The sequence below is a fragment of the Streptomyces sp. NPDC046859 genome (genome assembly GCF_040645135.1).
Lineage (GTDB): Bacteria > Actinomycetota > Actinomycetes > Streptomycetales > Streptomycetaceae > Streptomyces.
On record NZ_JBEYXR010000014.1, the window covers coordinates 24,408 to 43,968 of the forward strand.

The window sequence follows — 19,561 nt, forward strand, 5'->3', positions numbered from 1 at the left end:
AGCACCCTCCCCGTAACGGTCGGAGTCCCTCCATCATGCGCCGAACCGGCCTCGCGGGCATCGGGGTCGGTCCCTGAGACATCCCCGAGCCGGCCCCGGACACGCCGAAGGGCGGCCACCCCGAGGGGTGACCGCCCTTCACACGATCGCTCGCTTACTGGTTGTACGGACCGTAGTCGTAGTCCTCCAGCGGAACGGCCTGGCCGGAGCCGGTGCCGAACGGCGAGTAGTCGATGTCGTCGTAGCCGACGGCCGAGTACATCGCGGCCTTGGCCTCCTCGGTCGGCTCGACCCGGATGTTGCGGTAGCGGGACAGACCCGTACCGGCCGGGATGAGCTTACCGATGATGACGTTCTCCTTGAGGCCGATGAGCGAGTCGGACTTGGCGTTGATCGCCGCGTCCGTGAGGACTCGCGTCGTCTCCTGGAAGGACGCCGCCGACAGCCAGGACTCCGTGGCCAGCGAGGCCTTGGTGATACCCATGAGCTGCGGACGACCGGAGGCCGGGTGACCGCCCTCCTGGACCACACGACGGTTCTCCTGCTCGAACTTCGAGCGCTCGACCAGCTCGCCGGGCAGCAGCTCGGCGTCGCCGGACTCGATGATCGTCACACGGCGCAGCATCTGCCGGATGATGATCTCGATGTGCTTGTCGTGGATCGACACACCCTGCGAGTTGTAGACCTTCTGGACCTCGCCGACCAGGTGGACCTGGACGGCGCGCTGACCCAGGATGCGCAGCACGTCGTGCGGGTTGATGGCACCCACGGTGAGCTTCTGGCCCACCTCGACGTGCTCGCCCTCGCTGACCAGGAGACGGGCACGCTTCGAGATCGGGTACGCCGTCTCGTCGCTGCCGTCGTCCGGGGTGACGATGATCTTCTTGGTCTTCTCGGTCTCCTCGATCCGCACGCGGCCGGTGGCCTCGGAGATCGGGGCGACACCCTTCGGGGTACGGGCCTCGAAGAGCTCGACGACACGCGGCAGACCCTGGGTGATGTCGTCACCGGCCACACCACCGGTGTGGAAGGTACGCATCGTCAGCTGGGTGCCGGGCTCACCGATGGACTGGGCGGCGATGATGCCGACCGCCTCACCGATGTCGACCAGCTTGCCGGTGGCCAGCGAACGGCCGTAGCACATCGCGCAGGTGCCGACCTGGGACTCGCAGGTCAGGATCGAACGGGTCTTGACCTCCTCGACACCGTGGTGCACCAGCTGGTCGATGAGCACGTCGCCCAGGTCCACGTTGGCCGGCGCGATCACCTTGCCGTCGATGACGACGTCCTCGGCGAGCATGCGGGCGTAGACGCTGGTCTCGACGTCGTCCGCCTTGCGCAGCACACCGTCGGCGCCGCGGTTGGCGATCCGCAGCTTCAGACCGCGCTCGGTGCCGCAGTCCTCCTCGCGGATGATGACGTCCTGGGAGACGTCGACCAGACGACGGGTGAGGTAACCCGAGTCGGCGGTACGCAGGGCGGTGTCCGCCAGACCCTTACGGGCACCGTGCGTGGAGATGAAGTACTCCAGCACGGACAGACCCTCACGGAACGACGCCTTGATCGGACGCGGGATCGTCTCGTTCTTCGCGTTCGACACCAGACCACGCATACCGGCGATCTGACGCATCTGCATCATGTTGCCTCGTGCACCCGAGTTCACCATCATGAAGATCGGGTTGGTCTTCGGGAAGTTCTCGTTCATGGCCTCGGCGACCTCGTTGGTCGCCTTGGTCCAGATCGCGATGAGCTCCTGCGTGCGCTCGTCCTTGGTGATCAGACCGCGCTCGTACTGCTTCTGGACCTTCTCGTCCTGCGCCTCGTAGCCCTTGACGATCTCCTTCTTCGCCTCGGGAACGACGACGTCGGAGATGGCCACGGTGACACCGGAACGGGTCGCCCAGTAGAAGCCGGACGCCTTCAGGTTGTCGAGCGTCGCCGCCACGATGACCTTCGGGTAGCGCTCGGCGAGGTCGTTGACGATCTCGGAGAGCTGCTTCTTGCCGACCTCGTAGTCGACGAACGGGTAGTCCTCGGGCAGCAGCTCGTTGAAGAGCGCGCGGCCCAGGGTCGTCCGCAGACGGAACGAGTCACCCTGCTGCCACTCCGGCTCGCCCTCCTCCTGCGCCGGCGGGGTCCAGCCGCGCGGCGGGATGGTGCCGACCGGGAAGCGGATGTCGATCCTCGACTGGAGCGAGAGCTCGCCGGCGTCGAAGGCCATGATCGCCTCGGCCACGGAGGAGAAGGAGCGGTCCTCGCCCTTCACGTCCCGCATCTCGCCGTCCGTGGTGAGGAAGAACAGACCGAGGACCATGTCCTGGGTCGGCATCGTCACCGGACGGCCGTCGGCGGGCTTGAGGATGTTGTTCGAGGACAGCATCAGGATGCGGGCCTCGGCCTGCGCCTCCGCGGACAGCGGCAGGTGCACGGCCATCTGGTCACCGTCGAAGTCCGCGTTGAACGCGGTGCAGACGAGCGGGTGGATCTGGATGGCCTTGCCCTCGACCAGCTGCGGCTCGAAGGCCTGGATGCCGAGGCGGTGCAGGGTGGGAGCACGGTTCAGCAGAACCGGGTGCTCGGCGATGACCTCTTCGAGGACGTCGTACACGACCGTACGGCCGCGCTCCACCATGCGCTTGGCGCTCTTGATGTTCTGCGCGTGGTTCAGGTCGACCAGGCGCTTCATCACGAACGGCTTGAACAGCTCCAGCGCCATCGCCTTCGGCAGACCGCACTGGTGCAGCTTCAGCTGCGGACCGACGACGATCACGGAACGCGCGGAGTAGTCCACACGCTTGCCGAGCAGGTTCTGGCGGAAGCGGCCCTGCTTGCCCTTCAGCATGTCGCTGAGGGACTTCAGCGGACGGTTGCCCGGACCGGTGACCGGCCGGCCACGACGGCCGTTGTCGAACAGCGCGTCGACGGCCTCCTGGAGCATGCGCTTCTCGTTGTTCACGATGATCTCGGGCGCGCCGAGGTCGAGAAGCCGCTTCAGGCGGTTGTTGCGGTTGATCACACGGCGGTACAGGTCGTTCAGGTCGGAGGTCGCGAAGCGGCCACCGTCCAGCTGCACCATCGGACGCAGGTCCGGCGGGATGACCGGCACGCAGTCGAGCACCATGCCCTTGGGGCTGTTGCTGGTCTGCAGGAACGCGGAGACGACCTTCAGGCGCTTGAGCGCACGGGTCTTCTTCTGGCCCTTGCCGGTGCGGATGATCTCGCGGAGCCTCTCGGCCTCCTCCTCGAGGTCGAAGGACTCCAGGCGCTTCTGCAGCGCCGCGGCACCCATCGAGCCGTCGAAGTACGTGCCGAAGCGGTCACGCAGCTCGCGGTAGAGCAGCTCGTCGCCCTCGAGGTCCTGGACCTTGAGGTTCTTGAACCGGGTCCACACCTCGTCCAGGCGGTCGATCTCGCGCTGCGCACGGTCGCGCAGCTGCTTCATCTCGCGCTCGGCACCCTCGCGCACCTTGCGGCGCACGTCGGCCTTGGCACCCTCGGCCTCGAGCTCGGCCAGGTCGGTCTCGAGCTTCTTGGCGCGGGCCTCCAGGTCGGCGTCCCGGCGGTTCTCGATCTGCTGACGCTCGACCGAGACGTGCGCCTCCAGGGAGGGCAGGTCGCGGGTACGGCGCTCCTCGTCGACGTACGTGATCATGTACGCCGCGAAGTAGATGACCTTCTCGAGGTCCTTGGGCGCCAGGTCCAGCAGGTAGCCGAGGCGCGACGGGACACCCTTGAAGTACCAGATGTGCGTGACAGGAGCGGCCAGTTCGATGTGGCCCATCCGCTCACGGCGCACCTTGGCGCGCGTCACCTCGACGCCGCAGCGCTCACAGATGATTCCCTTGAAGCGGACACGCTTGTACTTGCCGCAGTAGCACTCCCAGTCCCGGGTGGGGCCGAAGATCTTCTCGCAGAAGAGGCCGTCCTTTTCGGGCTTGAGCGTGCGGTAGTTGATGGTCTCGGGCTTCTTGACCTCGCCGTGGCTCCACTGACGGATGTCGTCAGCGGTGGCCAGACCGATCCGGAGCTCGTCGAAGAAGTTGACGTCGAGCACTATGCGTCAATCCCTCTCAGGGTTGTAAGTCATGGGGTCTGATACGGGGGTCCTGGGGCCGGAGGCCTTCATCGCGAAGGCCTCCGGACTCCCGTCAGACCTCTTCGACGCTGCTCGGCTCGCGCCGGGACAGGTCGATGCCAAGCTCCTCCGCAGCGCGGAAGACGTCCTCGTCGGTGTCGCGCATCTCGATGGACATGCCGTCCGAGGACAGCACCTCCACGTTGAGGCACAGGGACTGCATCTCCTTGATGAGCACCTTGAAGGACTCGGGGATGCCGGGCTCGGGAATGTTCTCGCCCTTGACGATGGCCTCGTAGACCTTCACGCGGCCGGTCACGTCGTCGGACTTGATGGTCAGCAGCTCCTGGAGGGCGTAGGCGGCGCCGTAAGCCTCCAGCGCCCACACCTCCATCTCACCGAAGCGCTGGCCACCGAACTGGGCCTTACCACCCAGGGGCTGCTGGGTGATCATCGAGTACGGACCGGTCGACCGGGCGTGCAGCTTGTCGTCGACCAGGTGGTGCAGCTTCAGGATGTACATGTACCCGATGGAGATCGGGTCCGGGAACGGCTCACCGGAGCGGCCGTCGAACAGCCGGGCCTTGCCGGTCGGCTGCACCATCCGCTCGCCGTCGCGGTTCGGGATGGTGTGCTGCAGCAGACCCGCCAGCTCGTCCTCACGCGCACCGTCGAAGACCGGGGTCGCGACGTTGGTGCCGGGGGCGACCTGGTCGGCGCCGATGACCTGGAGGCGCTGCGCCCACTCCTCCCCGAGGCCGGAGACGTCCCAGCCGCGGCTGGCGAGCCAGCCGAGGTGGATCTCCAGGACCTGTCCCGGGTTCATTCGGGACGGGACACCCAGCGGGTTGAGGATGATGTCGACCGGGGTGCCGTCCTCCAGGAACGGCATGTCCTCGATCGGCAGGATCTTGGAGATGACGCCCTTGTTGCCGTGACGGCCGGCGAGCTTGTCACCGTCGGTGATCTTGCGCTTCTGCGCGACGTAGACGCGCACCAGCTGGTTCACACCGGGGGGAAGCTCGTCGCCCTCCTCGCGGTCGAAGACGCGGACGCCGATGACCTTGCCGGTCTCGCCGTGCGGCACCTTCAGCGAGGTGTCACGGACCTCACGGGCCTTCTCACCGAAGATCGCGCGCAGCAGGCGCTCCTCCGGCGTCAGCTCGGTCTCACCCTTGGGCGTGACCTTGCCGACGAGGATGTCGCCGGCGATGACCTCGGCGCCGATACGGATGATGCCGCGCTCGTCGAGGTCGGCCAGGACCTCCTCGGAGACGTTCGGGATGTCCCGGGTGATCTCCTCGGGGCCGAGCTTGGTGTCACGGGCGTCGACCTCGTGCTCCTCGATGTGGATCGAGGAGAGGACGTCGTCCTGCACGAGGCGCTGCGACAGGATGATCGCGTCCTCGTAGTTGTGACCCTCCCACGGCATGAACGCCACGAGCAGGTTCTTGCCGAGGGCCATCTCACCGTTCTCGGTGGCCGGTCCGTCGGCCAGGACCTGGCCCTCGACGATCCGGTCGCCCTCGTGGACGATGACCTTCTGGTTGACCGAGGTGCCCTGGTTGGAGCGGGCGAACTTGGCGAGGCGGTACGTGATGTACGTGCCGTCGTCGTTGGCGGTGGTGATGTAGTCCGCGGAGACCTCCTGGACCACACCCGCCTTCTCGGCCTTGACGACGTCGCCGGCGTCGACGGCGGAGCGGTACTCCATGCCGGTGCCGACGAGCGGGGCCTCCGCCTTGATCAGCGGGACGGCCTGGCGCATCATGTTCGCGCCCATGAGGGCACGGTTGGCGTCGTCGTGCTCGAGGAACGGGATCATGGCGGTCGCGACCGACACCATCTGGCGCGGGGAGACGTCCATGTAGTCGACGTCCTCGCCGCCGACGTAGTCGACCTCGCCGCCACGGCGGCGCACGAGGACGCGGGCCTCCTCGAAGCGGAGGTCGTCCGTCAGCGGCGCGTTGGCCTGCGCGATGACGAAGCGGTCCTCCTCGTCGGCGGTCAGGTAGTCCACCTCGTCGGTGACCTGGCCGTCGATGACCTTGCGGTACGGGGTCTCGACGAAGCCGAACGCGTTGACGCGGCCGTACGAGGCGAGCGAACCGATCAGACCGATGTTCGGGCCTTCGGGCGTCTCGATCGGGCACATGCGGCCGTAGTGCGAGGGGTGCACGTCACGGACCTCGAAGCCGGCCCGCTCACGGGACAGACCACCCGGGCCGAGCGCGGACAGACGACGCTTGTGCGTCAGCCCGGACAGCGGGTTGTTCTGGTCCATGAACTGCGACAGCTGACTGGTGCCGAAGAACTCCTTGATGGAGGCGACGACCGGCCGGATGTTGATCAGGGTCTGCGGCGTGATCGCCTCGACGTCCTGAGTGGTCATGCGCTCGCGCACGACGCGCTCCATACGCGCCAGACCCGTACGGACCTGGTTCTGGATGAGCTCGCCGACACTGCGCAGACGACGGTTGCCGAAGTGGTCGATGTCGTCGGTCTCGACGACGATGCTCTGACCGCTGTCGCCGACCGTCTCGGTCTCGCCCGCGTGCAGCTTCACCAGGTACTTGATCGTCGAGATGATGTCCTCGACGGTCAGGATGCCCGCGTCCAGCGGAGCGTCCGCACCCAGCTTCTTGTTGACCTTGTAGCGGCCGACCTTGGCCAGGTCGTAGCGCTTGGGGTTGAAGTAGAGGTTCTCGAGCAGCGTCTGCGCGGCCTCACGCGTGGGGGGCTCGCCCGGACGCAGCTTGCGGTAGATGTCGAGCAGTGCGTCGTCCTGGCCCTGGGTGTGGTCCTTCTCCAGGGTGGCGCGCATCGACTCGTACTCGCCGAACTCCTCGAGGATCTGCTCGGTGGTCCAGCCGAGCGCCTTCAGAAGGACGGTGACGGACTGCTTGCGCTTGCGGTCGATGCGCACACCGACCATGTCGCGCTTGTCGATCTCCATCTCCAGCCAGGCACCCCGGGACGGGATGATCTTGGCGGAGAAGATGTCCTTGTCGGACGTCTTGTCGATGGAGGAGTCGAAGTAGACGCCGGGCGAGCGGACCAGCTGCGACACCACGACACGCTCGGTGCCGTTGATGACGAAGGTGCCCTTGTTGGTCATGAGCGGGAAGTCGCCCATGAAGACCGTCTGGGACTTGATCTCGCCGGTCTCGTTGTTGGTGAACTCGGCGGTGACGAAGAGCGGGGCCGCGTACGTGAAGTCGCGCTCCTTGCACTCGTCGATGCTGTTCTTCGGGGGCTCGAAACGGTGGTCGCGGAACGTCAGCGACATCGACCCGGAGAAGTCCTCGATCGGGGAGATCTCCTCGAAGATCTCCTCGAGGCCGGACTTGGTGGGGACGTCCTGACCCGACTCCAGAGCCGCCTCGACCCGACTCTGCCAGGCGGTGTTGCCGAGCAGCCAGTCAAAGCTCTCGGTCTGCAGCGCGAGCAGGTTCGGAACCTCGAGGGGCTCCTTGATCTTTGCAAAAGAGATGCGCAGCGGGGCGGTGCTGGCGCCGTTGTTCGTATTCGCGGTCGAGGCGTTGCGCGAGGCGGCCAAGAGGGGGTCCTTCCGAGGGCTCGGACTCACTACGCGCGTACCGGCCCCTCACTCTCATACCGGGACAGACGTCGTCCGATCCGGCTGTTCGGCCAGGTCAGAGATATCCGGTCGGCGATGGTGAGGCGAGGGCAGACCCCTGGTGACGGGCAGGGGACAGCTAACAGGCAGCGCAAAGGGTCAGTGTAGCCACTCGGCACACTGATGTCCAGTCCCGGTTTTCAGAGACCCTCATTGTTCTCAACGCCTGCGCCATGCCTGCCTTCAACGCACGTTGATACTGCCCTCTTCGTCGCCGATCCATGCCTCGGATTCGGATCCTTGTGACGACGCGTCCTGAGAATTGCGCGCTGCGTGCGGTTCGTCAAGGCCCTCATACCCGAACCCCGGGCCGACCAGGGACACGACGAAGATCACCATACCCCCCGACGAACGCGGCGCAAGGCAACCGCGGCCGCGCCCCGGGAACACCGAAGAGCGACCACCCGAATGGATGATCGCTCCTCGGTACGTCCGCGTTACAGCCCTGACGGGCCTGCGTTCGTGAAGGTCTTACTTGACCTCGACGGAGGCGCCGGCGCCCTCGAGGGACTCCTTGGCCTTGTCCGCGGCCTCCTTGTTGACCTTCTCCAGAACCGGCTTCGGCGCACCGTCGACCAGGTCCTTGGCCTCCTTCAGGCCGAGGGAGGTCAGCTCACGCACGACCTTGATGACCTGGATCTTCTTGTCGCCGGCACCGGTGAGGATGACGTCGAACTCGTCCTTCTCCTCGGGAGCCTCGGCCGGGGCGGCCGGGCCGGCCGGGCCGGCAACGGCGACGGCGGCGGCGGCGGTGACGTCGAACTTCTCCTCGAACGCCTTCACGAACTCGGAGAGCTGGATCAGGGTCATGTTCTCGAACTCGGCGAGCAGTTCGTCCTGGGTGAGAGCCACGATGGCTTTCCTTCCACTAATTCGGCAGGTGCCGGATGTACATGTGCTGGCGGGCGTACGTTGGCCCGCTACGACCTCCGCCTCAGGCGGCGGCGGTCATCGTGCGAGCCGAATTACTCGGCACCGCCCTGCTCGTCCTGCTTGGCACGAAGCGCGTCCACGGTACGGACGAGCTTCGACGGGAGCGCCTGGAAGACCTGAGCAGCTTGCGTCTGCTTGCCCTTCAGAGCGCCCGCCAGCTTGGCGAGCAGAACCTCGCGGGACTCGAGGTCCGCAAGCTTCTTGATCTCGTCGGCGGACAGCGCCTTGCCGTCAAGGACACCGCCCTTGATGACGAGATTCGGGTTGTCCTTGGCGAAGTCGCGCAGACCCTTAGCCGACTCCACCGGGTCACCGGTGACGAAGGCGACAGCCGTCGGACCGTTGAACAGGTCGTCCAGCGTCGAGATCCCGGCCTCGTTGGCCGCAATCTTGGTCAGCGTGTTCTTCACCACGGCGTACTGGGCGTTCTCACCGAGCGAACGACGCAGCGTCTTGAGCTGCGCCACGGTGAGACCGCGGTACTCGGTCAGCACGGCAGCGCTGGAGTTGCGGAACTGCTCCGTCAACTCCGCCACTGCGGCAGCCTTGTCGGGCCTCGCCATAGAGTCTCGGCCTCCTTCCGGGTGATTCTGACCGCGCGGACCCGAAGGAGGACTGGGGAAAACGAAACGCCCCGGCGCAGGCGCACGGGGCGGACTCGACCGGCCTTGCGCACAGGCTGTGCGCACTCCGGGAGCTCTTCCACTGACACCTGCGCGGGTCGTCCGCTATTCAGCGGATCCTTCGGCCACCGCACCCTCATTCGAGCGCACGGCAACGACCAGCGGTCTTTGGCTTCTGTAGGAGAGTACGGGACGCCGTCGCCGTCAGGCAAATCGCCCCTTACGGCATCAGCTCCGGGGCTTGCCCTCCAGCAGTTCCCCGAGGTCCGCGGTGTCTCCGGCCGGTGGCTTCCCGACCGTGACCCGTACGCCGTAGTCACGGTAGTAGGCGGTCTGGGTCAGCGCCTCCGTGGCCGTACCGCCCTTCTCGACCTTCTTGACCAGCAGGTCCCGGTCGTCGACCCAGATGTCCACGGTCTGCCCGTCCGCGCCCTCCCCCGGCACGGTGCCGGAGTAGTGCGTGGTCCGGATGCCACGCACGGTCTCCTCGCCGACCCTGCGGACGTCCGAGGACGCGAGGAGCCGCTTCACCGAGGTGTGCGGCGTGGTGTCGCGCATCCGGTCGGCCAGGTCGGCCCCGGAGCTGCCCGCGAGGCGCTCCAGGTCGTCGTAGGCGTACCTGATCCAGTGCCTGCCGTCGGTCTTGCCGGCGAAGACCTCGCCCATGCGGGCGTAGTACGCGTCGGGGAGGTAGCGGGCCTCCATCGACGTGGTGCCCAGGCGGCGCATCGTCTCGGCCGTGCTGCCGCCCGTGTACCGGATGCGCAGGGTGCCGGTGAGGCCGCCGCGCCAGGCGAGGGTGCCGTGGGCCGTCATGGAGAGCGAGGAGCCCATGGTGGTCGTCGACTCCACGTACGAGGACGCGGCGCGGTCGGTGGACCGCTCGGCCTGACGCAGGGCGGCCGTCACGGCCGGGGCGGGCGCGGTGCGCTCAGGACCCGCGGACCCTTCGGGGGCGGTACAGGCGGCCAGAGCCGTCAGCGCTGTCGGCAGCGCGGTCCACAGCGCCGGCCGGTGCGCCCTCGTGCTGCCCATGCGACCCCCCGTGCGGTTCCCGTGAAGGCACGTTAACCCAGGGCACCGGCACGGCGGGCGGGGACGAGGAACGGGCCCCGCACCCGGGAAAAGGTGCGGGGCCCGTCGTCGAGCCTGGTGAGCCGTGGGCTCAGACCGCGGCCGGGTCCTCCTCGACGAGGAGGTTGCGGGTGCGGTTGGAGTCCAGCGGAATGCCGGGGCCCATCGTGGTGCTGATGGCGGCCTTCTTGATGTACCGGCCCTTGGCGGCCGACGGCTTCAGACGGAGGACTTCCTCCAGCGCCGCGGCGTAGTTCTCCACCAGCTTGGTGTCGTCGAACGACGTCTTGCCGATGATGAAGTGCAGGTTCGAGTGCTTGTCGACGCGGAACTCGATCTTGCCGCCCTTGATGTCGTTGACGGCCTTGGTGACGTCGGGCGTGACGGTGCCGGTCTTCGGGTTCGGCATCAGACCACGGGGGCCGAGGACGCGGCCGAGGCGGCCGACCTTGCCCATGAGGTCCGGGGTGGCGACGACGGCGTCGAAGTCCAGGCGGCCCTTCGAGACCTCGTCGATCAGCTCGTCGGCGCCGACGATGTCGGCGCCCGCGGCACGCGCGGCCTCGGCACGGTCACCGGTCGCGAAGACCAGGACCCGGGCGGTCTTACCGGTGCCGTGCGGGAGGTTCACGGTGCCACGGACCATCTGGTCGGCCTTGCGCGGGTCGACACCCAGGCGGAAGGCGACCTCGACGGTGCCGTCGAACTTGGTCGTGGACGTCTCCTTGGCGAGACGGACGGCCTCGAGCGGGGCGTAGAGCTTCTCCCGGTCGATCTTGGCGTCCGCAGCGCGGAGAGACTTGCTGCGCTTGCTCACTACTGCTCCTGTGTGTTCTTAGGAGTCGTGGTCCGGGCCGAGCAGGCCCTCCCACGTTCTGCTTGTCGTACGGGGGGTGGAGGTCAGCCCTCGACCGTGACGCCCATGGAACGCGCGGTGCCGGCGATGATCTTCGACGCGGCGTCCAGGTCGTTGGCGTTGAGGTCGGGCAGCTTCGTCTGGGCGATCTCGCGGACCTGCGCCTCGGTGATCTTGGCGACCTTGGTCTTGTGCGGCTCGCCGGAGCCCTTCTCGATGCCCGCGGCCTTGAGGATCATCTTGGCGGCCGGGGGCGTCTTGGTGATGAAGGTGAAGGAGCGGTCCTCGTAGACCGTGATCTCCACCGGGATGACCCAGCCACGCTGCGACTCGGTCGCGGCGTTGTAGGCCTTGCAGAACTCCATGATGTTGACGCCGTGCTGACCCAGCGCGGGGCCGACCGGCGGGGCCGGGTTCGCGGCACCGGCCTGGATCTGGAGCTTGATGAGCCCCGTGACCTTCTTCTTCTTGGGAGGCATTGCTCTCCGGTTCCTCTCTTCGGGTCCTACCCGCCCCCAGATGGCGTTCCTGGACGCAGGCATACCGCACAACGATAACGGGTATAGATGCGCGGCCTGAAACCGAGCAGGTCAGACAGGCTGCGGGACAGCCGATCTGACCTGTTCGGAAACTCTCGGGAAGACGCCGACTAGTTCTTCTGGAAGTGGTGACCCAAGCCTGCCATGTGGGGCGGTCTACTGTGCGCCCTTTTTGACCTGGGCGGATGCCGGGACTAGTTGTCATCATCTGTCAACGCCGGTTCGCCTCGTACGGCCCCCAGACGGCCCGGGCGTGGGTGTCGCGGTGTCTTCCTCGAATGCGGATCTACTCTCGCCGCTTCAGACCCCGTCCGCTTCCTGATTTGGGCGAACGCTGCCGAGGTCAACCGTCTCGGCGGTGATCACGGCAAGGGCGTCCTGGAGTCGGCGGACGGCATCCTCCGCCTCCTTGTATTCCTCAGGGCTGGGGAGGACGGTGCCGAAGCTGCCGCCACGGTCGGCTGGCATGGCGCGCCAGCGCAGGACCGGCTCCAGCGCATTGAGAGCTCCAGAGAGAAACCAGGCCAGACGGCCGTGAGTACGCGCGAGGGAGATGGCCATGACGGCGAGGGTTTCCCGCAAGTGTTCGAGCCGCTTGATCTGCGGCAAGTCTTCCTGGGCATTCGGCGGGCCGACAGCCTCGCGCAGGCCGGCCTCGGTTTCACGGGCGAGTGCGCGGTCGCTCGGCTCCACTTCCCACACCTGGTCTTGGATCTGCTGTTCAGCTTCCTCGGCCAGCACTGCGACGATCCTGCGCATGTCCATGCTGATCATTCTAAAAGAACGGGCTTGGCCTGGTGCATCCGGTTCATGCCCGCTGCCTGCAGAGGGGTGGCTACCTAGACCCCTCACCACCTCCCCAGCTCCCATCCCGTACGCCGTCGACCCACACACCGTGGAGCGGGCGTGGTTCATGGCGTCCAGGTGGAGCGCGCCACTGTACGAACGACCTGGACGCCATGGGCCGCGTCTGCTCGGCTCTGCCTGGGTCGACGGCGGACGGGATGGGAGCTCCCCGCGCACGCCACTATGGACCCGCGGTCGGCAACGGCGCCCCCTCCATCCCGGTGCCGGCCGATCCCCCGCCGGAGGCATCATCTTGTGGCCGCAGATGACTTCTCGGCCCTTGCCCGCATGCACGCAGCGCGCCGCCGGGCGGGGCCGCCGCTGGCGAAGACAGGGCGGCGGCCCCGCCGTAAAGGCGGCGCGCACCCGCGCCGTGCGCGGGCTTGATGAGGTAGTGTAACGCCCCGCTGACTAGCTGCTCAGGCGGTACTCAAGGACATAGGAACCAGCGTCCAACAGCATCTGGTTCACTTCGACCGGTCGATCCTCGGCCGTGTAGGCGATGCGGCAGATCTCAACCACGGGTGTTCCTGCAACCAGCCCCAGAGCAGCCCGCTCGTCCTCGCTGGGCATGCGGGCACGCAGCTCTTCGCTGAACCGCACCGGTTCGGCCCCGAGCTCGGCAAGCCGGGCGTAGCTTCCGCCTGGACCGGTGTCCTCTTGAGCGATGGCAGTCCCGCGTACGAGTTCAGCAGGAAGGTATGACGTAGCCATCTGGACCGGGCGGCCCTCTACAACGAACTTGCGGCTACGAATGACAACCGGAGCGCCAGGATCCATGTTGAGGCACCGACTCACCTGGTGGGGGGCCTCCGCCTCGTAGACCTGCACGTCAGTCACGAGCGGCCGTTGGGCTACGTCTGCAGACCAGATGGACTGCCCGGCAGACCACCGGGCCTTAGCCAAACGATCATTCGCCACACGCCGGATCGGACGGAACTGCCGAACATAGGTTCCGGAACCCGGGCGCGCCACGGCTAGACCCTCGTTCACCAGGAGCTTGAGGGCCTGATTGGCAGTCATCTTCGCTACGCCGTACTTGCGTACCAGCGATGGTTCGCCGGGCAGTCGATCACCCGGCGTCAACTCACCGGACTCGATCAGCGCCCGGAGATCGTCGGCGATCTGCCGCGCAGTCTCGGGCATCGTCTCATCACTCCTCGGTAGCTCCCTAGGGTGGTCAGCCTAGCGGCGGGGTGCCCACATTGCGAATCACGCGTGCCCGCAGATTCGAATTCAAATGCTCTCCAAATTGCCTAGACGCGATTCGGCGCCGACGTTGACTGTGTTGACATCCCTAGGGAGGTTGCTGTTCAATCTCCCTAGGGAGGTTGCCCTCCCGCATGAAGAAGGGGCGACGCCCTACCGCCAAGCAGATGCGTCGCCCCTCACGTCCCTCGAAGGGAAGTTCCATCATGCCCGTGACGCTTGCTGATGCGCACCCGGCGCCGTTATCTGCTCCGCTGTCTCGCCGGGATGACGCCGTGGTCCTGCCCTCGCCGTGCTGGGCCTGCGGTGCGTTCGGAGGACTCGACTGGATCAACGTGGACGGCATCGGCGTCCTGGTCCACGGTCAGGAACGCTGCCCGGTGGCCGTGCCCTTCATCTGGGAGACGGGCCAGCCGGTGACCTCGCTCGCCGGGGCGGTGGCCGCATGAGCGCCGCAACGATCAACGGGAACGAGCGGCTGCGTGCCGCCATGGTCGCCGCGAACGTCACCATCGAGGGCCTGGCCGACCACCTGGGCATCGACCCGAAGTCGGTGGATCGCTGGCTGAACACCGACCGGACCCCGCACGCCCGTAACGCCGAGGCCGCCGCCAAGTACCTGCGCGCGGACGCCTATCACCTGTGGCCCAGGCTCGGCGAGCGTCACCGCTCCATGCCGACCGCACAGGATGAGGTCGTCGCCTGCTACCCGATGCGCTCCACCGTCCCCTACGGCCTGTGGCGCTCGACGCTGGCCGGTGCTGCGACGGTGATCGACCTGGCGGTGTCCAACCTGCTGTTCCTGGCCGACGCGGTCTGGGACCTGCCGACCCTGCTGGCCGACAAGGCATCGGCCGGCGTCCGCGTCCGCCTCGTCACCCCGGAAGAACCGGCCGGACCGGTCACCGGGCTGGGCGACGTCTTCCCCTCGCTGCTGACGGTCTCCGGCCTGCGCCTGGCCACGCACCCCGGCTTGCGGGCCGACGTCCTGCGCGCGGACGATGACCTGCTGGTCACCACGCCGATCGACGGCCTCACCCCGGCTCTGGCTCCGGTGCTGCACCTGCGTCGGTTAGGCCCGGCTCCGATGACCGGCGGCTACCTGGCAACCCTGGATCACCTCTTCGCCACGGCCACACCCGCCCGGCCGGTCTCGCACCTGCGGGCGGTGGCCGCGTGACCCACCTGCCTGTTCCCCCGGCTGCCGTTGCTGACGTGGCGGCAGCCGTGGGCACCGATCCGCTCACCCTCGCCGACCTGCTCCGGGTCGCCAACGCTCCTGGCTTCGACCGCTGGCGCGAGCAGATCCGCCGCACGGGCGGCTGCTCCAACCCGATCCACCTGCAAGGCTCGACGGTCACCCGCGACGCGAAGACCGGCGACGTCCTGTACTCCTACAGCACCGATCAGGAGCCGGGCGGGCGGCTTCGGGTGGCCTGCGGCAACCGGCGTGCCTCGCGGTGCCCGGCCTGCGCCTGGACCTACGCCGGGGACACCTACCACCTGATCCGCGCCGGGATCACCGGCGATGAGCGCAAGGACGTGCCCACCACCGTGCGGGATCACCCGCGCGTCTTCGCCACCCTCACCGCCCCCTCCTTCGGCCCGGTCCACAACCGCCCCGCCGCAGGCCGCTGCCGCTGCGGAGCCCAGCACGCCGAGAGCGACCCCGCCCTCGGAACGGCCCTGGACGCGGAGCGCTACGACTACGCCGGAGCGGTGTTGTGGAACAACCACGCCGGGGACCTGTGGCGCCGCTTCACCATCTACCTCCGCCGGGAGATCGCGGCCCGCGCCGGCATCACCCAAACCGCCCTGCGGGAGACCTGCCGGGTCTCCTTCGGCAAGGTCGCCGAATTTCAGAAACGCGGCTCCGTCCACTTCCACGCCGTGGTGCGCCTCGACGGCCCGGAAGGCCCCGACACCCCGCCCCCGGCCTGGGCCACCGTCGCCCTCCTGGACGCGGCGATACGGGCCGCCGCCGCCCGCGTCGCCGTACCCGTCCCGGCTGCCGGTGACTTCCCCGCCCGCACCCTGCGCTGGGGAACGCAGGTCGACGTACAGCCCATCGGCGCCCTGGGCCACGAGGACCTGACCGAACAGGCCGTCGCCTCCTACGTCGCCAAGTACGCCACCAAAGCCGCCGAGACCACCGGCACCGTCGACCGCCGCATCGGCGAACTGGCCGAACTCGACAAGCTCGACCTGCCCGCGCACACCCGGCGGCTGATCGAAGCGTGCTACCAGCTCAACGGCGCCTACCCGGACCGCCTCTTGACCCGGTGGGCTCACATGCTCGGCTTCCGCGGGCACTTCTCCACCAAATCCCGCCGCTACTCCACCACCCTCGGCGCCCTGCGCCAGACCCGCGCCGACTACCGCGCCCGGCAGGAACGCCGCGAACGCGGACTCCCCGAGGACCTGGACGACGCCGACGGCTCCACCCTCGTCCTCGCCCACTGGACCTACGCCGGACAGGGCCACTCCCCCGGCGAATCCTGGCTCGCCGCATCCATCGCGAAGGAGATCCGACTGAACCGAGAGACAGCACGCGAAGCGATGACCGACCGCGACGACTGGGAGGTGTGGGCATGAAGCGCTCGCTGCCCGACCGCTATCTGACCCCGGTCGACCTGGCCGACCTCCTGGGTGTCCCGGTCGAGACCGTCTACCAGTGGCGCCGCAAGCAGACCGGACCGCGCGGCTTCCGCGTCGGCCGGCACCTTCGCTTCGACCCCGAAGACGTCCGCGTCTGGGTCGAGTCCCAGATGGAAAGGGCCGCCTGATGGCTGGACACGTCCAAGACCGCTGGTACAAGGTCGAGACCGACTCCAACGGCAAGACCGTCAAGGTCAAGACCGACCGCTTCGGCGTCGGCCTGCGTTATCGGGCCCGGTACGTCGGCCCCGACGGCTCCGAGAAGTCCAAGAGCTTCCCGGACCGCAAGAAGCGGGAGGCTGAGCGGTGGCTCGCCAACATCGAAGCGGACATGTCGCGGGGCCAGTACATTGACCCGGCTGCCGGGAAGATCACATTCAGGAGGTACGCCGAGGACTGGTTGGCCTCGCAGACGACCGACCCAGCTACCCGCGTCGCGGTCGAGAGTCGGTTACGGCTCCACGCCTTCCCGTACCTGGGTAGTCGGCCGCTGGCCTCCTTCCAGCCGTCGCACATCCGTTCTTGGGCTCGGCTCCTGGAGGACAACGGTGCGGCCAGTTCGTACCGGCGTGTGATCTTCGGGAACGTCTCGGCCGTACTGTCGGCTGCCGTGGATGACGGCTACCTCGCGCGCAATCCGTGCCGTGCTGGATCTGTCCGGCCGCCGAAGCCGTCCCCCGGACGGGTCACGCCCTGGTCACCTGATCGCGTCTTCGCGGTGCGAGACGGGATGCCTGATCGGCTCCGGGCCCTGGTCGATGTCGGCGCGGGCTGCGGCCTCCGTCAGGGTGAGATTTTCGGGCTCGCCGTGGACGACGTGGACCCCCTGGCCGGTGTGCTGCATGTCACGCAACAGGTGAAGCTGGTGAATGGCCGTCTGATCTTCGCGCCACCTAAGAACAACAAGCTGCGTGACGTGCCTCTCCCCGACTCGGTGGCGGCCGTGCTCGCGGCGCACATGACGGCCTTCCCGCCGGTTGAGGTCACGTTGCCGTGGCTGCGCCCGGATGGATCGCCGGTGACCAAGCTCCTGTACTTCACCACTCAGGAGGGTGGAGCGCTTCGTCGGAACGACTTCAATGCCCACGTTTGGAAGCCTGCGCTGGCTTCGGCCGGCATCATCCCGGTGCCTGGCGTCGGCGAGCGGTACAAGGAATCGCGCGAGGACGGGATGCACGCGCTGCGGCACTTCTACGCTTCGGTGCTCCTGGACTCGGGCGAGAGCGTCAAGGCGGTGAGCGCCTACCTGGGGCACAGTGATGCCGGTTTCACTCTCCGGACGTACACCCACCTGATGCCGACCAGTGAGACCCGGACTCGCAAGGCCGTGGATGCGGTCTACCGCAAGGCCCGGAGGCGACCCACGGCCCAGTGACGGCCCCCTGCAAACGAGAGAGCCCCTGCCCAACGGGAAACCGCTGGTCAGGGGGCTCTTTCAGATGATCGCCAAGCTAGTTCTTCTGGATCTGGTCGAAGCTCAGCTCGACCGGCGTCTCGCGGCCGAAGATCTCGACGAGACCCTTGACCTTCTTGGAGTCGGCGTTGATCTCGTTGATCGTGGCCTGCAGCGTGGCGAACGGGCCGTCGGTGACGGTGACCGAGTCGCCGACCTCGAAGTCCAGGACCTGGACCTCGACCTTGCGCTGCGGCGCCGGCTTGCCCTCGGCCTCGGCGGCCTCGCGGGCGGCCTTCTCCTCGGCCTCCGGGGCGAGCATCTTCACGATCTCGTCCAGGGTCAGCGGGTACGGGTCGTAGGCGTTGCCCACGAAGCCGGTGACGCCCGGGGTGTTGCGGACGACGCCCCAGGACTCGTTCGTCAGGTCCATACGGACCAGGACGTAGCCCGGCAGCTTGTTCTGCTTGATCGTCTTGCGGTCGCCGTTCTTGATCTGGACGACCTCTTCCTGCGGCACCTCGGCCTGGAAGATGTAGTCCTCGACGTTCAGCGAGACGGCGCGCTGCTCCAGGTTGGTCTTCACGCGGTTCTCGTAGCCGGCGTAGGTGTGGATCACGTACCACTCGCCGGGCAGGGTGCGGAGCTCCTCGCGGAGGGCGGCGACGGGGTCGACGGGCTCGGCCGGCTCGGCCTCCTCCTCGGTCGCCTCGTCCGCGTCCTCGGCGTCCTCCGAGGCGTCCTCGGAGTCATCCGAAGCGTCCTCGGCGTTCACCGCGGCTTCCTCGGCGGGCTCGCCCGCCTCGGCATCGGCAGCCTCGACCTCGTCCAGGTCCTCGTCCGCGCCCTCGACGATGTCGAGCTCGTCGTCCACGGACTGGTCCGGCTCGACGGCGTCGTTCAGGTTCTGGTCAGACACGGTGGCTGCTTCTTCCTGGATACATAGGGGTGGAACATGCGAAAGGGGCGCCGGTAACCCGCGGCGCCCTTCGCTCTTTGCTCAGCCGAAGACGTACTTGGCGGCGTGGTCGAGCCCATAGTCAATCACGGTCACGAGACCGATCATGATGACGACGAAGATGATCACCACAGTGGTGTACGTCGTCAGCTGATTGCGCGTCGGCCAGACGACCTTGCGGAGTTCCGCGACGATCTGGCGGTAGAACAGCGCGAGCCTCTTCAGCGGGCCCTTCTTGCCGCGCTTGCCGCCCTTGCGCGTCCTCTTCTCCGCCGCCTCGTCCTGGGCATCAGGCATGTCGATGGAGCCCACGGCGTCCGTCACTCGTCCTCACCTGATTCCGGGTCGTGGCCGTGCCGCGCCCGGTTTGAGCCGCACGGCGGTGCATTGCTGTACGTACATGCGCACACATCCTGGCGATGGTGTGTGTAGCAGGGCCGGAGGGACTTGAACCCCCAACCGCTGGTTTTGGAGACCAGTGCTCTACCAATTGAGCTACGACCCTTTGTGTGCCCCCCAACGTACCGCATCCGCGCGGATGCTCGGTGTGCACCGTGCGGCGGCGGCTGCTGAAGGCCAACGAGGTGAGAGTGTACGTGGTCCCGAGCGCCCCGTCGAACAGAAAGTGGCCGATGGGACCCGGCCGGCGGAGGTCCGCCGCCCGGGCGGTCCTCCGCGGACGCAAGATCGCGCTGGCCGAGGGCGGGAACCGGACGGATGTTCAGGGGATGTTCAGTCCGTGAAACCCGTGTGCCGG

At 67.4% G+C, this 19,561-nt stretch carries 16 protein-coding genes and 1 tRNA gene; 5 read left to right on the top strand and 12 right to left on the bottom strand.

The genetic code is table 11. The annotated features are described in order from the left end of the window. Positions 1–154: 154 nt before the first annotated feature. The 9 genes from ABZ899_RS21330 to ABZ899_RS21370 all read right to left on the bottom strand — a co-directional run bounded on the left by ABZ899_RS21330 (position 155) and on the right by ABZ899_RS21370 (position 13,732). Positions 155–4,054: a DNA-directed RNA polymerase subunit beta' gene (locus ABZ899_RS21330; protein WP_361348299.1), complete on the bottom strand. Its 3,900-nt coding sequence runs from the start codon at positions 4,052–4,054 to the stop codon at positions 155–157. A 94-nt stretch (positions 4,055–4,148) separates the two neighbouring features. Next, the gene (gene rpoB / locus ABZ899_RS21335; RefSeq protein ID WP_361348302.1) at positions 4,149–7,634 is read right to left on the bottom strand and encodes a DNA-directed RNA polymerase subunit beta; all 3,486 of its coding nucleotides are present in this window, start codon (positions 7,632–7,634) and stop codon (positions 4,149–4,151) included. A gap of 552 nt (positions 7,635–8,186) precedes the next feature. Beyond that, positions 8,187–8,570 (bottom strand): 50S ribosomal protein L7/L12, encoded by a 384-nt coding sequence (gene rplL / locus ABZ899_RS21340; RefSeq protein ID WP_361348730.1) that lies wholly within the window; start codon positions 8,568–8,570, stop codon positions 8,187–8,189. 110 nt (positions 8,571–8,680) lie between these two features. Continuing rightward, positions 8,681–9,211, bottom strand: coding sequence for a 50S ribosomal protein L10 (rplJ, locus tag ABZ899_RS21345; RefSeq protein ID WP_055622549.1), 531 nt, complete (start codon positions 9,209–9,211; stop codon positions 8,681–8,683). Between the two features lie 288 nt (positions 9,212–9,499). Beyond that, positions 9,500–10,306: a hypothetical protein gene (locus tag ABZ899_RS21350; protein ID WP_361348305.1), complete on the bottom strand. Its 807-nt coding sequence runs from the start codon at positions 10,304–10,306 to the stop codon at positions 9,500–9,502. A gap of 130 nt (positions 10,307–10,436) precedes the next feature. After that, positions 10,437–11,162: a 50S ribosomal protein L1 gene (gene rplA, locus ABZ899_RS21355; protein ID WP_361348308.1), complete on the bottom strand. Its 726-nt coding sequence runs from the start codon at positions 11,160–11,162 to the stop codon at positions 10,437–10,439. Between the two features lie 83 nt (positions 11,163–11,245). After that, positions 11,246–11,680 carry a 50S ribosomal protein L11 gene (rplK, locus tag ABZ899_RS21360; protein WP_055622551.1) on the bottom strand — a complete coding sequence of 145 codons (435 nt, stop codon included), beginning with the start codon at positions 11,678–11,680 and terminating at the stop codon, positions 11,246–11,248. 360 nt (positions 11,681–12,040) lie between these two features. Further along, positions 12,041–12,505 (bottom strand): hypothetical protein, encoded by a 465-nt coding sequence (locus ABZ899_RS21365; RefSeq protein ID WP_361348311.1) that lies wholly within the window; start codon positions 12,503–12,505, stop codon positions 12,041–12,043. A gap of 492 nt (positions 12,506–12,997) precedes the next feature. Further along, on the bottom strand, positions 12,998–13,732 hold the full coding sequence (locus ABZ899_RS21370; protein WP_361348314.1) for a GntR family transcriptional regulator: 735 nt from the start codon (positions 13,730–13,732) through the stop codon (positions 12,998–13,000). A gap of 338 nt (positions 13,733–14,070) precedes the next feature. On the opposite strand from ABZ899_RS21370, the gene ABZ899_RS21375 reads away from it, so the two are divergent. From ABZ899_RS21375 to ABZ899_RS21395, 5 genes are read left to right on the top strand one after another with little or no spacing between them, the layout of a single operon-like run. Further along, positions 14,071–14,244, top strand: coding sequence for a hypothetical protein (locus ABZ899_RS21375; protein ID WP_361348317.1), 174 nt, complete (start codon positions 14,071–14,073; stop codon positions 14,242–14,244). Next, a complete protein-coding gene (locus tag ABZ899_RS21380; RefSeq protein ID WP_361348319.1) occupies positions 14,241–14,975 on the top strand; it encodes a helix-turn-helix transcriptional regulator in 735 nt (244 codons plus the stop codon). Before ABZ899_RS21375 ends, ABZ899_RS21380 begins: the two co-directional genes overlap by 4 nt. Next, the gene (repSA, locus tag ABZ899_RS21385; RefSeq protein ID WP_361348322.1) at positions 14,972–16,390 is read left to right on the top strand and encodes a replication initiator protein RepSA; all 1,419 of its coding nucleotides are present in this window, start codon (positions 14,972–14,974) and stop codon (positions 16,388–16,390) included. The genes ABZ899_RS21380 and repSA overlap by 4 nt, the downstream gene beginning before the upstream one ends. Then, positions 16,387–16,581, top strand: a complete 195-nt coding sequence (locus tag ABZ899_RS21390; protein ID WP_070390434.1) for a helix-turn-helix domain-containing protein — start codon at positions 16,387–16,389, stop codon at positions 16,579–16,581. The genes repSA and ABZ899_RS21390 overlap by 4 nt, the downstream gene beginning before the upstream one ends. After that, on the top strand, positions 16,581–17,828 hold the full coding sequence (locus ABZ899_RS21395) for a site-specific integrase (protein ID WP_361348325.1): 1,248 nt from the start codon (positions 16,581–16,583) through the stop codon (positions 17,826–17,828). Before ABZ899_RS21390 ends, ABZ899_RS21395 begins: the two co-directional genes overlap by 1 nt. Before the next feature lie 76 nt (positions 17,829–17,904). On the opposite strand, the gene nusG is transcribed toward ABZ899_RS21395, so the two are convergent. From nusG to ABZ899_RS21410, 3 genes are all read right to left on the bottom strand, one after another. Next, positions 17,905–18,765: a transcription termination/antitermination protein NusG gene (gene nusG, locus ABZ899_RS21400; RefSeq protein ID WP_361348328.1), complete on the bottom strand. Its 861-nt coding sequence runs from the start codon at positions 18,763–18,765 to the stop codon at positions 17,905–17,907. An 81-nt stretch (positions 18,766–18,846) separates the two neighbouring features. After that, the gene (gene secE / locus ABZ899_RS21405) at positions 18,847–19,128 is read right to left on the bottom strand and encodes a preprotein translocase subunit SecE (protein ID WP_361348331.1); all 282 of its coding nucleotides are present in this window, start codon (positions 19,126–19,128) and stop codon (positions 18,847–18,849) included. Positions 19,129–19,236: 108 nt separating this feature from the next. Next, positions 19,237–19,309: transfer RNA gene (locus ABZ899_RS21410), tRNA-Trp, on the bottom strand. Between the last annotated feature and the right edge of the window lie 252 nt (positions 19,310–19,561).

Coding starts and splice junctions, on each gene's coding strand:
- ABZ899_RS21390 (WP_070390434.1), top strand. CDS start 16,387: ATGAAGCGCTCGCTGCCCGACCGCTATCTGACCCCGGTCGACCTGGCC.
- ABZ899_RS21350 (WP_361348305.1), bottom strand. CDS start 10,306: ATGGGCAGCACGAGGGCGCACCGGCCGGCGCTGTGGACCGCGCTGCCG.
- ABZ899_RS21370 (WP_361348314.1), bottom strand. CDS start 13,732: ATGCCCGAGACTGCGCGGCAGATCGCCGACGATCTCCGGGCGCTGATC.
- ABZ899_RS21380 (WP_361348319.1), top strand. CDS start 14,241: ATGAGCGCCGCAACGATCAACGGGAACGAGCGGCTGCGTGCCGCCATG.
- ABZ899_RS21365 (WP_361348311.1), bottom strand. CDS start 12,505: ATGGACATGCGCAGGATCGTCGCAGTGCTGGCCGAGGAAGCTGAACAG.
- ABZ899_RS21395 (WP_361348325.1), top strand. CDS start 16,581: ATGGCTGGACACGTCCAAGACCGCTGGTACAAGGTCGAGACCGACTCC.
- rplJ (WP_055622549.1), bottom strand. CDS start 9,211: ATGGCGAGGCCCGACAAGGCTGCCGCAGTGGCGGAGTTGACGGAGCAG.
- rplK (WP_055622551.1), bottom strand. CDS start 11,680: ATGCCTCCCAAGAAGAAGAAGGTCACGGGGCTCATCAAGCTCCAGATC.